We start from the raw sequence: 12,667 nt of genomic DNA, 5'->3' as shown, positions 1-12,667 counted from the left end.
GAGCTTATAAAATGAAGAAAAAAATGGGAAAAGTTTGGATAGCTTGTGTGAGTGTACTACTCATTTTATCTGGATGCGGTTCGGGACAAGCAGCTAAAGATACTATTGCTTCTAAAAAAGCTGATAAAGACGTTGTGATCTATGTGACGCGCCACGGGAAAACCATGTTGAATCAAGAAAAGCGAGTTCAAGGATTTGCTGATTCACCGCTCGTTGATTCCGGAACAGAAGTCGCAAAACAACTTGGTAAAGGCCTGAAAGAAACTCATTTTGACGCAGTTTATTCAAGTGATTCGGGAAGAGCACGCGAAACCGCGGAAGCCGTTTTGGGAACACAAGGACAAAAGAATTTGAAGTTGAATGAAAGCAAGAAACTACGTGAAGTTTGCTTTGGAAAATACGAAGGCGATCTGGATGCAAATATGTGGGGCGATATCGCCAAACAGTTAGGTTATCCAGATCAGCCAGCTCTTATGAAAGCTGTTTCGGAGCAAAAAATCACTATTGAGCAGTGTCTTGAAAAGTTGCAAAACTTGGATGATACAGGCATGGCCGAGACTTACCCGGTGGTTCAAACAAGAATGCAGCAGGAGCTCACTAAAATTGCCAAAAAACAAGCCGACAAAGGTGGCGGAAATGTGTTGCTAGTGAGTCATGGGATGGCAATTGGAGCTTTAGTTTCGACTTTAACAGATGATTATCACGGGGCGCCGTTTGAAAATGCCAGCGTGACGAAAATTCGCTATAAAGATGGAAAGTTCCATGTTGAATCGATCAATGATATGAGCTACGTCGAAAAGGGCGAATCAGAAAAGTAGAGGAGGCAACAAGATGAAAATAATTGTGGAACGAGATTATGACGCGATGAGTAAAACAACCGAACATATTTTGCTTGGGGAAATGTTGCAAGAAAAACGAGTCAATCTGGCGATCACAGCTGGGAGCACTCCCGTTAAAATGTATGAGTACTTGGCAGAAGCTGTTCGAAATAAATCATATTTGAATAATGTGCATTATTATAACTTTGATGAGATCCCTGTGAAAGGGGCAGAATTTGGCGTGACAATGTCGCATTTAAATGATCTATTCTTTAGCCCAGCTAAAATTGACCCAGCCAACATCCATGTTCTTGATGAAAAAAATTACGAAAATCAAGATGCGCGAATTGCAGCAGATGGCGGACTAGATTTGATTTTACTTGGCATCGGCGAAGATGGTCATTTTTGTGGGAATCTTCCAGGAACCACACGATTTGAGTGCGCGACATCACGTGTTGAAAGTGATGCAACGCCTGGCATGCGTGAAGTGATGATCGGTGAAGTCGGTGGAGATGAATCTAAAATTCCTGATTTTTACGTCACAATGGGGCCGAAAAGCGTCATGAAAAGTAGACGAATTGTGTTGTTTGCAAATGGGCGAAAAAAAAGCTGCAACTATTCGAAAAGCATTTTTTGGGCCCGTTACGAATGAACATCCGTCTTCTATTTTACAAATGCATCCTAATCTGACCGTTGTACTAGATGAAGAGGCAGCGAGCGAAATCCAAGCTTTTCTTAAAATGTAGGCGTTTTATTGTTTTCTTGCAGGAGAGGTGGTAACATAGAATAAAAGCATAAAAAAGGAGAGTTATTTATGAAATTAGAAGGATTACTTGGCTTTTTGGGGTCAGCGCTCGCCATTGCTTTTAGTTTAATGGTACTTACTATCCCTGGCATTTCACAAGCTTTAGAAGAAGAATCGTTTTTCTTCTACCTACTAACAGCTGGTACGCTTATTCTTTCTATTCTTGGTCTTGTTGGCTCATTCGTTGTAGCTCACAAACCGCGTATGGGGGCAGTATTCATGATTGCTGCAGCGATTGGTGGAACAATGTCCGTTTCGGTAATGTTCCTAGTCCCAATCATGCTTCTAGGCCTAGGCGGTTTAATCGCTTTAATCAACCAAGAAGAAATCGCGCTTGGTGAAGAGTAAAATCAAAAGAGAGGTGCGCCACTCTGGCGTGCCTCTCTTTTTTGCGCAAAAAAATAACGTCTTGTGCCTGTAAGACGTTATTTTTCTTCGAATGAATTATATTACAGTAAAATCCTGTGTATCTATCATACCACGTTTTGATGCGAAAAAATGTGGCAATTTATTGACAATTGTAAAATGCTATACCATTATTAACGTTTGTTAAAATTTCGTTAAATCACACCTAAGAATGATAAATTTTGGAAAAAGCTATGTTAAAATGGACACAATACATGAAAAGGAAGTGAAGGCTTGGTAGATTTTATCTCTTGGTTAATTAGTTTTATCTTGCATATTGATGAGCATTTAGTAGAAATTATTAATACATTTGGCATTTGGACATATGTTATTTTATTTATTATTGTCTTTGTTGAAACTGGACTTGTTATTTTCCCGTTTTTGCCGGGAGATTCATTACTATTCGCAGCAGGGGCGCTAGCGGTCTTAGACGGATTTATTTTAAAAATCGTCCCGCTTGTCATTGTTCTTTGGCTGGCTGCAGTGTTAGGCGATACCGTCAACTATCATATCGGTAAAAAAATCGGAACAAGCATTCCAGAAGGTAGCTGGTTTGGTAAAATTATTAACCGAGAAAAAATGGAAAAAGCTGAAGCCTTCTTTAATAAACATGGCGGGAAAACGATTTTCATTGCTCGTTTTATGCCATTTATCCGCACATTCGCGCCATTTGTAGCTGGAGCAAGCCGAATGAATTATCGTTATTTCCTCAATTACAATCTTTTAGGTGCAACCGTGTGGGTGCTCCTTTGTACACTTGGTGGCTATTTCTTCGGGAATATTCCCATTGTCAAAGAGAATTTCTCAATTGTTGTCATTGGAATTATCATCGTATCACTCATCCCGATGTTTGTTTCTTTCTTGCGCGCAAAGCTTGCAAAGAAAGGAACCAAACAAAAATAATCGTTCGAAAAAGCAAGTTCCAATTCTGGAATTTGCTTTTCTTGTATCCGATTTCACTTGATAGTAATTATAATTTAATAAATACTTTAATTAACAGTTGACATTGCTTTCTAAATTCACGATAATAAAGGAGTAAAGGGTTACTTTGCATCCTATAGATAACTTGAAGGAGGAATTTTAAATGTCATTAATTGGAAAAGAAGTCGAGGAATTTACAGCAAAAGCATATCATAAAGGTGAATTTATTGATGTATCTTCTGAAGATTTAAAAGGAAAATGGAGCGTAGTTTGTTTCTATCCAGCTGATTTTTCTTTTGTTTGCCCGACAGAACTTGGGGATTTGCAAGATCAATATGAAACACTTCAATCATTAGGTGTTGAAGTTTATTCTGTATCCACAGATACACACTTCACACATAAAGCTTGGCACGATTCCTCAGATGTCATTAATAAAATTAATTACATTATGGTAGGAGATCCGTCGCATAAGATTTCCGAAATCTTTGATGTGCTTGATGAAGAAGAAGGACTATCTAACCGTGGAACATTCATTATTGATCCAGATGGCATTGTTCAGACAGTTGAAATCAATGCAGATGGAATCGGACGTGATGCAAGTACATTGATTGATAAAGTAAAAGCTGCCCAATATGTGCGTAAACATCCTGGTGAAGTTTGCCCTGCGAAATGGAAAGAAGGGGAAGAAACTTTAACGCCAAGTCTTGACCTTGTAGGAAAAATTTAAGGAGCGCAAAAATATGTTGGATGCAGAAATTAAAAAACAACTAGCTGGGTATCTAGAGCTCCTAGAAGGCGATTTAGTTTTACGTGTCGGCTTGGATGCTAGTGAAAACTCGAAAAAGTTATCCGATTTCGTCGAAGAAATCACAGCAATGTCTCCTAAAATTACAATGACTGAAGGCGCATTTAGCCGCAAGCCAAGTTTTAGCGTAGACCAAAAAGATCAGGAATCAGGAATTGTCTTCTCAGGCATTCCACTTGGTCACGAATTCACATCACTTGTACTCGCTTTACTTCAAGTGAGTGGACGTGCACCAAAAGTTTCTGAAAAAGTAGTTAAACAAATTAAATCAATTAAAGAAGAACTTCATTTTGAAACCTATGTCAGCTTATCTTGCCATAATTGTCCAGATGTTGTTCAAGCTTTAAACATTATGAGCGTACTTAACCCATCTATTTCACATACGATGATTGAAGGTGGCATGTTCCAACCTGAAATCGAAGCCAAAAATGTGATGGGCGTTCCGACCGTTTTTCTTAACGGAGAAGAATTTAGCAATGGTCGCATGACGATTGAACAGATTCTTGAAAAAATAGTTGGAGTGGCTGATATTTCCGAATTTGAAGGTAAAGATCCTTATGACGTTCTTGTCGTAGGTGGTGGACCTGCTGGAGCAAGTGCAGCTATTTATGCTGCCCGTAAAGGCATTAGAACAGGGATCGTCGCAGAAACCTTCGGCGGACAAGTTCTAGAAACCTTGGGGATTGAAAATGTGATTGGGACGAAGTACATTGAAGGTCCTGAACTCATGCGGACAGTTGAAGAACACGTCAATGAATACGACGTAGATGTAATGAAAACCGTTCGTGCAGCGAAGCTTGAGAAAAAAGAGCTAGCTGAAATCACGCTAAACAATGGGGCCGTGCTAAAAAGCAAAACCGTTATTCTTTCAACTGGTGCGAGATGGCGGAATATTAATGTTCCAGGCGAAAAAGAATTCAAAAACAAAGGTGTGGCTTATTGTCCGCACTGTGATGGACCACTTTTTGCAGGAAAAAATGTTGCCGTAGTAGGCGGTGGGAATTCCGGAATTGAAGCAGCAATTGATCTTGCTGGACTCGTTAACCATGTTACCGTTCTTGAGTTCATGTCGGAATTAAAAGCAGATAAAATTCTACAAGAGCGGCTTCATTCGCTTCCAAATGTTACTGTACTTACGAATGTTCAAACAAAAGAAATTACAGGTACTGAAAAAGTAAACGGACTTACTTACGTTGACCGTGAAACAAATGAGGAAGTTCACCTCGATTTAGAAGGTGTATTCATTCTAATCGGTCTTGTACCAAATACAGAATGGCTTGAAGGCACTGTAGAGCGAGCCAAAACAGGAGAAATCGTTGTTGATAAACGCGGTGCAACGAATGTTCCAGGCGTTTTTGCGGCCGGAGATTGCACAGACAGCGCTTATAAACAAATTATCATTTCAATGGGATCGGGTGCAACAGCAAGTTTAGGTGCATTTGACTATTTGATTCGGAATTGAAGATTCAGCTAGCCGAAAGGAGTTTCTCCTTTCGGCTTTTTTGTTAGGAAGTAAATTCTGTTTCAATATCACGAAATGAAGCAATAGGTTTGTTTTCGGCGTTAGTAAAGCTTAAATGGAGTTTTAAATTATTTTGTAGTAAACTAGTGAATTCTTTTGAAGCAAGGACAGAATGGTTTAAGGGAACTTTAAAAGAAACCTCAAGAAAGTGTTTGTCAGTATAGCGAATATCTTGAGAGGCAACGGATAGGGAGGCTTCCTCTAGTGTGCTAAGTATATAAATATCATGTGGTAGCTCAACTTGCATTCCGAAATGTTCCACAGAAGCCATCTGCTTATAGAGGTTGGGGCTCAAAGAAAGTGGAATATTAAAATAAAGTTGATTGCCTGTTAAATTAATAGAGGCAGGACTAATGCTAACATGATCTGTTGATAACATATTTTTAAGGCGATCAATAGAAAAAGCGTCATAAGATTTCTGTGTCACGACATCTTCTTTTTTTTTGTAAGCAAAGAGCGCCGACAAAGAAAAGCAATGAAAATAAAATAGCTAATAAGTACAAATTTCTCAAAAGTATAGACCTCCGCAAAATAAGCTGCTTTCAAATTTTAACATAATCTGACTCTCAGTGCAGGAGAGTGATTTGCTGTTTTCGGAGGAGTATTCAATTATGAGATAATTAGACAAATAGTTCTAAGTACTGAAAAAACTAGCATATAAAAACGGGAGAATTCTAATTATACATTTATTGCATAAAAAGCTTATTTTGTATGCGGCTATATGCAAGAAACTGTCACAAAAAGTTCACAAATAGAAGCTAAATGAATACTTAAAAAAGGAGAACGGTTGTTGGGCCGAAAATGTTCAAGAAAATGTTTGAAGCAAGTCTACTCCTGTGGTATAATTTGTTATTGTGAGTAATTATAAATTATTCCTTGCTCGTTCTTATCGCAGAGGAGTGATACACTTTAAAACGATGAGGATGCGATTTTTCGCATCAGAGCCGCTAAGACCACAAGGAGGTGTAAAGTAGATGGCTAAAAATTACGAGATTAACTACATCATTCGTCCGAATATCGAGGAAGATGAGAAAAAAGCGTTGGTAGAACGTTTTGACGGAATCTTAACTTCGAACGGAGCTGAGATCATCGAATCAAAAGAATGGGGTAAACGTCGCTTGGCTTATGAAATCCAAGACTTCAATGATGGAATTTACCACATCGTGAAAATCTCTGCTGAAAATGCAGATGGTATTAACGAATTCGATCGTATCGCTAAAATTACGGATGACATTATTCGTCATATCGTTGTTAAAGAAGAAGAATAAGACCTATTTTCGAAGGGCTTGCCCTTTGATTCCATTAAACGAGAGGAGGTTGGTTCTGTATGATGAATCGTGTGGTGTTAGTAGGCCGTTTAACCAGAGACCCTGAACTTCGTTATACTCCAGCAGGTGTTGCTGTTGCAACGTTTACACTTGCTGTTAACCGTACTTTTACGAATCAGCAAGGAGAGCGGGAGGCCGATTTCATTAATTGCGTAGTTTGGCGAAAACCAGCTGAAAACGTAGCGAATTTCCTTAAAAAAGGAAGTTTAGCAGGCGTTGATGGTCGAGTTCAAACTCGGAATTATGAAGGTCAAGATGGAAAACGTGTCTATGTAACAGAAGTGGTTGCTGAAAGTGTTCAATTCCTAGAGCCTAAAAACGCGACGCATAATGGCGGAAACGGTGGCTACCAAGGAAATTCCGGTGGTGGATATAGCAATAATAACGCTGGCGGTGGATACAATCAGAACCAGCAATCTTCATCTCAAAGTTATGATCGCGCAAATAATGATCCATTCGCAAGTGATGGGAAACCGATCGACATCTCGGATGACGATCTTCCATTCTAATTTGAGAAGAGGCAAAACAATGCGCAAATAGATTTTATTGAGAGATAGGAGGAGAAAAACATGGCTGGAGGACGCAGAGGCGGACGTCGTCGTAAAAAGGTTTGTTATTTTACGGCTAACGGAATCACACACATCGATTATAAAGATGTTGAATTACTAAAAAAATTCGTTTCAGAACGTGGTAAAATTTTACCTCGTCGTGTAACAGGTACAAGTGCGAAATACCAACGTAAATTAACAGTTGCTATTAAACGTGCTCGTCAAATGGCACTACTTCCATTTGTTGCGGAAGAAAAATAAGCATACAAGTCAAACTGGCTTTGGATTTACAGAAAATCCAAAGCCAGTTTTTTTATTAGAAGGTAAATTTGTTTGTATTTTAAATCGAATATTGAAAATACTATGTAAAAAAATTGGAAAAAATGGCATTTTTTGGTCATTCGCGACCAAAAATAGACATTTCACTACATTTTTGGTTATAATTGCTTATTTCGTTGTAAAATAGAGATGGAGGTGAAAAATTTGAGCAGTTTAGTGAACAAAGTTCCTCTAACAGAAAGAATTGCGGAGAAGCTCATCTCAAAAGAACGTTTTCAAGAAGATGAAGAAAGCTACGAAAAAGTAAAATACGGAATGGAAGTTATTTTAATTAACACGATGAAAATCGGTTTAGTTTACTTAGTTTCCCTTCTCATGGGCGTGTTTTTTGAAACGCTGATTGTTCATTTTTTCTTTTTTTGATTGTGAGGCGTTATTCATTTGGATTGCATGCGATTAAGAGTTTAAACTGTACGCTTGCTAGCTTAGTTGCGTTTGTACTGGCGCCATTTTTCTTGCAGCACGTTTCATCTTCAAATTGGATCGTCGTACTTGTTTTCGCAATTATTGCGCTCAATATGTTTTGGTACGCGCCAGCTGATACAGAGAGTTTGCCGCTTTTAGGAGAAGGGAATAGGAAACAGCTTAGAAACAAAGCCGTGCTAAGTGCATTATTTTTGATGATTATAGCGCTCCTTGTCCCAATTCCAGAAGTAAAGACACTCATCATGTTTGGAGCGTTTTATCAAATGGTGTGTATACACCCAATAACTTATAAATTACTCAATAGGAGGAGAAATAACTATGAAATTTATGAATAACAAAGTAATGAAGCTTGTAGGGGGAAAATTGGAAGATAAAGCATTTAAGATCGCAGATACTTCTATGAAAAAATCTTGTTTTGGTGTTACCTATGAACCGAAAAATCCACTTGTAAACAAACTTGAAAAGAAAAAATAAAATAATTTAAAAGGATTTCGACAATGGAAAAAATGTGTTAAGATAGTTTTGATATTGAAGTATCTCGAATGCGGAGGCCATCGATGGATTCTACTACGTTTAATTTATTATTAGCCATTTCAATTCAAACAATCGGCTTTTTCATTGTCGTTCAAATCTTAACTAGGTGTATATTTAGTTGGCTAGAGGGTTTTGTAGTTTTAGTAACTACTATAGTTGCAATCCCTCTATTTCTTGTGATCTCATATTGGGTTAATCTACTTACCATAGCCATCTATGTTTTAGCCTTGCTGTACAAAAAGCAAACGATTTTCCTTTCTGTAACGATTGCGTCGTTAACATTTATTATTTCTATTTTAAGTGATTATTTATTTAATAATGTTTTTTTGATAATCTTCCATTTCTTTGGAGATGAATTGTATAGGCGCTTGTACACTACAATTGGTTATGCGATAAGCATGATGTTAATAGCTTGTTTAATGGCATTCATTCTTAGAAAATTTGTAAACAGATGGGATCTATATTCCTATATTAATCAGAAAAAATATGGTTTTATAACGGTAGCGATCATTTTGCTGACTCTGTTAATTTATCATTTAAATATTTTCTTCAGTGCAGCGGATGGTTTTGTCCAAGAAATTGTTCGCTTAAACACCATTATTTTTCTAGCTTATTTTGCGATTTTGATTGGTATGCTATATTTGGTACTACAATCAGCTGTTCAGGAAATTAAAATGAAAAATCAACAAGAACAATTCGCGCAACTTCAAGAATATACATCCACGCTTGAAGAGTTACACAATGAAATGCGTGTTTTTCGGCACGATTATATTAATATTTTATCAAGCATGGCTGGTTATATTGATGAAAATGACATGGAAGGTCTTAAAAAGTACTTTGAGAAAAATATCGTGCCCATTAACCAACAGATTGAAACCAATGATTACCGGATCTCTGCATTGCAAAATATTCATGTTACAGAACTAAAGGGTTTGCTTGCTATCAAATTGATTCGGGCGCAAGAATTGAATATTGATGTGGGTGTAGAAGTGACGGAAGAGATCGATTCCATTAATATGCCAAGTGTTGATCTTTGTAAAGTGGCAGGGATTTTATTAGATAATGCGGTGGAAGCTGCGATCGGTAGTGAAAAGCCAGTTATTCGGATTGCTATTTTTAAAAGAGAAGAGGCAACGACGATGATATTTGCGAATAGTATTCCGAAGAACATGCCGCCTGTATATAAGATTTTTGAAGATGGATTTTCAACTAAGGGGACAAATCGAGGAATAGGTTTGTCTAGTCTGAGAGGGACATTACAAGAATATTCAAACGCTGCTCTTGATACGAAATTGGATGAAGAGAAGCAAGAGTTTATTCAGGAACTAGAAATCATGTAGAAAAGCGGGGAGATTATTATGCTTCCGATTTTTGTTTGTGAAGATAATAAGATTCAACGAGAACGGCTTGTTGGATATATCAATGATGCAATTATGTTTGAACATTATGATATGGAAGTTGAAATTGCCTCAGGAAATCCAGATGAAGTTTTGGAAGCTGTTCAAAAGAAAATGGGATTAGGGCTTTATTTCCTTGATATTGATTTGAATCATCTGGACTTTAATGGATTTGAGTTGGCCAAAGAAATTCGCAAGTTGGACCCACGTGGCTTTATTGTTTTCTTTACAACGCATGCTGAAATGACTTATTTGACTTTTACGTATAAAATCGAAGCAATGGACTACATTGTGAAGGATAATCTTTCGGATGTGAAAGAACGTGTTCGGGCTTGCTTGGAAAGTGTTCAGGAAAGGCTGGAGGATGACTCGAATACGAGTAACTATTTTACATTTCATGTTTCAGATAAAAAAGTTATTCATGAAAAAATGGAGGATATTCTCTTTTTTGAAACATCACCTAAAACTCACAGGGTTGTTATGCATAGCAAGAATCGGCAAGTTGAATTTTATGCCAAATTAAAGCAAATTGAAAATAGCTTGGGGGAACCCTTTTATAGGTGTCACCGGTCTTTCCTTGTCAATAAAGATAATATTAGTGAGGTGGACATGAAAACGGGGACAATTACGATGGTAAATGGTGAAGAATGTATTGCGTCAAATAAATTAATTAAGGGACTTCAGTTGTAGTAAAGGGCCGCATCTATTTTTTCAAATAGAACCGGCTCTTTTTACATTATTTGAATCTTGCGGAGAGAAAAGGTAAAATGGTAAGATGAGTAACTGTAATTTTGGACTGAATGAAAGATTTCATTAATGAACAGGGAGCTGAATGGAACATGCAGAGCTTTTTTTGAAAAAAAGAATGCTTAAATATCCATTATATGGCTTAATTGCTGCGACCATTATTCTGTGTGTCATCACCTTTTTTTTACGCTTGGTGGCTCTCCATTGTTATTTTTGTAGCTGGTATCGTGCTGATTACAGCGATGTTTTACTTTGAACACCGCTTGAACCAGGATGTGCAGAATTATGTTTCTAATTTAACCTACCGGATTAAGCGAAGTGAGGAAGATGCACTCGTTGAAATGCCGATGGGGATTATGCTGTATGATGAAAATTATAATATTCAATGGGTTAATCCGTTCATGACAAAGTATTTTGATAACAAAAGCGTTATCGGCGACTCCCTCGAAGAAGTGGGACCGGAATTCCTTTCTGTCATTAAAGAAGAAGGCAAGGAAGGTATCCAGACAATCAGTTGGAAAGATCGACGCTTTGATACGATCATTAAACGAGAAGAGCGGATTCTTTATCTCTATGACCGAACGGATTATTATGAACTCAACACCAAATATCGCGAAGAAAAAGCTGTGTTTGCGATTATTTTTCTGGATAACTACGATGAATGGGCGCAGGGGATGGATGATCGGCGTAGAAGTGGCTTGAATAGTCTCGTTACGACGATGTTAACAAACTGGGCGCAAGAAAGGCGGATTTACCTTAAGCGAATTAATGCTGATCGGTTCATCGCTTTCTTGAACGAAGAGAAGCTTGATAGATTAGAAGAAGAGAAATTTCAAATTCTTGACCGTATCCGTGAGCGAACTTCGAAACAAAATATTCCATTAACGCTGAGTATTGGTATCGGGCACAGAGAAGAAGATTTGATTGATTTGGCTGACCTTGCACAATCTGGGCTTGATTTAGCATTAGGACGTGGCGGCGACCAAGTGGTTATCAAGGAACCAGAAGGTCACGTGCGCTTCTACGGTGGGAAAACCAATCCGATGGAAAAACGGACGCGGGTTCGGGCGCGGGTGATTTCGCAAGCGCTTCAAGAGCTGATTAGCCAAAGCGATCAAGTTTTTGTTATGGGGCACCGCTTTCCAGATATGGATGTCATCGGATCAAGCTTAGGTGTGATGCGTATTGCTGAGATGAACGACCGCAGTGCATATGTGGTTGTGGAACCAGGGAAGATGAGCCCGGATGTTGAACGGCTGATGAGCGAAATTGAAGAGTATCCGAATGTTATTAAAAACATTGTGACGCCGCAAGTAGCAAATGAAAATATTACCAATAAAAGCTTGCTCGTCATTGTTGATACGCATAAGCCGTCAATGGTAATCAATCAAGAATTGCTTGAGTCAGCTTCGAATGTGGTCGTGATCGACCATCACAGGCGTTCTGAAGAGTTTATCGAGAATCCTGTACTCGTTTATATTGAACCGTATGCTTCTTCGACTGCAGAGCTTGTGACGGAGCTGTTTGAATATCAGCCAGATCTTGAACAAGTTGGCAAAATCGAAGCAACGGCACTCTTATCGGGAATCGTTGTGGATACGAAAAATTTCACTTTGCGGACCGGATCGAGAACGTTTGATGCCGCTAGTTATTTACGTTCGCTTGGAGCAGATACGGTGCTCGTTCAAAATTTCTTGAAAGAAGATTTGGCGACGTTTGCACAGCGTAGTAGTTTAGTTGAGGCGCTTGAGATCTATCATGATGGGATGGCGATCGCAAAAGGTGCTGAGGATGAGGTTTATGGCACGGTGATTGCTGCTCAAGCGGCGGATACGATGCTTTCGATGGAAGGCGTTGAGGCGTCGTTTGTTGTGACGCTTAGACCGGATAAGATGATTGGGATTAGCGCCAGATCACTTGGTGAAATTAATGTTCAGGTGATTATGGAAAAACTTGGCGGTGGTGGACATTTATCAAATGCCGCTACGCAGCTTAAGGGTGTTACAATTGAAGAAGCAACGAAAGAACTGATTGAGGCGATTGACGCTTATTGGAAAGGAGAGACTTGAGGT

Annotated in this window: 14 protein-coding genes and 2 pseudogenes; 15 read left to right on the top strand and 1 reads right to left on the bottom strand. The window is 38.5% G+C overall.

Features of this window, described 5'->3' with window-relative positions; all coding sequences use genetic code 11:
- The first annotated feature begins 11 nt into the window (after positions 1-11).
- The 6 genes and pseudogenes from MAQA_RS10835 (at position 12) to ahpF (ending at position 5,216) form a co-directional block, all read left to right on the top strand.
- On the top strand, positions 12-818 hold the full coding sequence (locus MAQA_RS10835; RefSeq protein ID WP_036073890.1) for a histidine phosphatase family protein: 807 nt from the start codon (positions 12-14) through the stop codon (positions 816-818).
- Positions 819-831: 13 nt separating this feature from the next.
- Positions 832-1,564, top strand: a pseudogene (locus MAQA_RS10830) (glucosamine-6-phosphate deaminase).
- 68 nt (positions 1,565-1,632) lie between these two features.
- Positions 1,633-1,971 (top strand): DUF4064 domain-containing protein, encoded by a 339-nt coding sequence (locus tag MAQA_RS10825; RefSeq protein WP_036073888.1) that lies wholly within the window; start codon positions 1,633-1,635, stop codon positions 1,969-1,971.
- Positions 1,972-2,262: 291 nt separating this feature from the next.
- Positions 2,263-2,931 (top strand): DedA family protein, encoded by a 669-nt coding sequence (locus tag MAQA_RS10820; RefSeq protein ID WP_036073886.1) that lies wholly within the window; start codon positions 2,263-2,265, stop codon positions 2,929-2,931.
- Between the two features lie 181 nt (positions 2,932-3,112).
- On the top strand, positions 3,113-3,676 hold the full coding sequence (ahpC, locus tag MAQA_RS10815; RefSeq protein WP_036073885.1) for an alkyl hydroperoxide reductase subunit C: 564 nt from the start codon (positions 3,113-3,115) through the stop codon (positions 3,674-3,676).
- Positions 3,677-3,689: 13 nt separating this feature from the next.
- Positions 3,690-5,216, top strand: a complete 1,527-nt coding sequence (gene ahpF, locus MAQA_RS10810) for an alkyl hydroperoxide reductase subunit F (RefSeq protein ID WP_036073884.1) — start codon at positions 3,690-3,692, stop codon at positions 5,214-5,216.
- A gap of 43 nt (positions 5,217-5,259) precedes the next feature.
- Here the strand turns inward: ahpF and MAQA_RS10805 are convergent, their stop codons facing one another.
- Positions 5,260-5,703 carry a hypothetical protein gene (locus MAQA_RS10805; RefSeq protein ID WP_036073883.1) on the bottom strand — a complete coding sequence of 148 codons (444 nt, stop codon included), beginning with the start codon at positions 5,701-5,703 and terminating at the stop codon, positions 5,260-5,262.
- Between the two features lie 547 nt (positions 5,704-6,250).
- Between MAQA_RS10805 and rpsF the strand changes: the two genes are divergently transcribed.
- The 9 genes and pseudogenes from rpsF (at position 6,251) to MAQA_RS10765 (ending at position 12,664) form a co-directional block, all read left to right on the top strand.
- A complete protein-coding gene (gene rpsF, locus MAQA_RS10800) occupies positions 6,251-6,544 on the top strand; it encodes a 30S ribosomal protein S6 (RefSeq protein ID WP_036073880.1) in 294 nt (97 codons plus the stop codon).
- 59 nt (positions 6,545-6,603) lie between these two features.
- Complete coding sequence (gene ssb / locus MAQA_RS10795) at positions 6,604-7,113, top strand: single-stranded DNA-binding protein (RefSeq protein WP_036073878.1); 510 nt, start codon at positions 6,604-6,606, stop codon at positions 7,111-7,113.
- Positions 7,114-7,173: 60 nt separating this feature from the next.
- Positions 7,174-7,413: a 30S ribosomal protein S18 gene (rpsR, locus tag MAQA_RS10790; protein WP_036073876.1), complete on the top strand. Its 240-nt coding sequence runs from the start codon at positions 7,174-7,176 to the stop codon at positions 7,411-7,413.
- A gap of 222 nt (positions 7,414-7,635) precedes the next feature.
- Positions 7,636-7,854 carry an accessory gene regulator B family protein gene (locus MAQA_RS16665; RefSeq protein WP_241463210.1) on the top strand — a complete coding sequence of 73 codons (219 nt, stop codon included), beginning with the start codon at positions 7,636-7,638 and terminating at the stop codon, positions 7,852-7,854.
- Positions 7,855-7,877: 23 nt separating this feature from the next.
- On the top strand, positions 7,878-8,252 hold the full coding sequence (locus tag MAQA_RS16660; RefSeq protein ID WP_241463209.1) for an accessory gene regulator B family protein: 375 nt from the start codon (positions 7,878-7,880) through the stop codon (positions 8,250-8,252).
- Positions 8,236-8,391: a hypothetical protein gene (locus MAQA_RS10780; RefSeq protein ID WP_036073874.1), complete on the top strand. Its 156-nt coding sequence runs from the start codon at positions 8,236-8,238 to the stop codon at positions 8,389-8,391. Before MAQA_RS16660 ends, MAQA_RS10780 begins: the two co-directional genes overlap by 17 nt.
- Before the next feature lie 83 nt (positions 8,392-8,474).
- Positions 8,475-9,791 (top strand): sensor histidine kinase, encoded by a 1,317-nt coding sequence (locus MAQA_RS10775; protein ID WP_036073873.1) that lies wholly within the window; start codon positions 8,475-8,477, stop codon positions 9,789-9,791.
- 18 nt (positions 9,792-9,809) lie between these two features.
- A complete protein-coding gene (locus MAQA_RS10770) occupies positions 9,810-10,538 on the top strand; it encodes a LytR/AlgR family response regulator transcription factor (protein ID WP_036073870.1) in 729 nt (242 codons plus the stop codon).
- Positions 10,539-10,680: 142 nt separating this feature from the next.
- Positions 10,681-12,664 (top strand): annotated as a pseudogene (locus MAQA_RS10765) (DHH family phosphoesterase).
- The last annotated feature ends 3 nt before the right edge of the window (positions 12,665-12,667 follow it).

This window comes from Listeria aquatica FSL S10-1188 (assembly GCF_000525795.1).
GTDB lineage: Bacteria > Bacillota > Bacilli > Lactobacillales > Listeriaceae > Listeria > Listeria aquatica.
This window is presented reverse-complemented; position numbering and strand designations above follow the sequence as displayed.

Bases quoted from the DNA above. Each gene is read 5' to 3' on its own strand.
- MAQA_RS10835 (WP_036073890.1), top strand. From the start codon at position 12: ATGAAGAAAAAAATGGGAAAAGTTTGGATAGCTTGTGTGAGTGTACTA.
- MAQA_RS10825 (WP_036073888.1), top strand. From the start codon at position 1,633: ATGAAATTAGAAGGATTACTTGGCTTTTTGGGGTCAGCGCTCGCCATT.
- ahpC (WP_036073885.1), top strand. From the start codon at position 3,113: ATGTCATTAATTGGAAAAGAAGTCGAGGAATTTACAGCAAAAGCATAT.
- ahpF (WP_036073884.1), top strand. From the start codon at position 3,690: ATGTTGGATGCAGAAATTAAAAAACAACTAGCTGGGTATCTAGAGCTC.
- rpsF (WP_036073880.1), top strand. From the start codon at position 6,251: ATGGCTAAAAATTACGAGATTAACTACATCATTCGTCCGAATATCGAG.
- ssb (WP_036073878.1), top strand. From the start codon at position 6,604: ATGATGAATCGTGTGGTGTTAGTAGGCCGTTTAACCAGAGACCCTGAA.
- rpsR (WP_036073876.1), top strand. From the start codon at position 7,174: ATGGCTGGAGGACGCAGAGGCGGACGTCGTCGTAAAAAGGTTTGTTAT.
- MAQA_RS10780 (WP_036073874.1), top strand. From the start codon at position 8,236: ATGAAATTTATGAATAACAAAGTAATGAAGCTTGTAGGGGGAAAATTG.
- MAQA_RS10775 (WP_036073873.1), top strand. From the start codon at position 8,475: ATGGATTCTACTACGTTTAATTTATTATTAGCCATTTCAATTCAAACA.
- MAQA_RS10770 (WP_036073870.1), top strand. From the start codon at position 9,810: ATGCTTCCGATTTTTGTTTGTGAAGATAATAAGATTCAACGAGAACGG.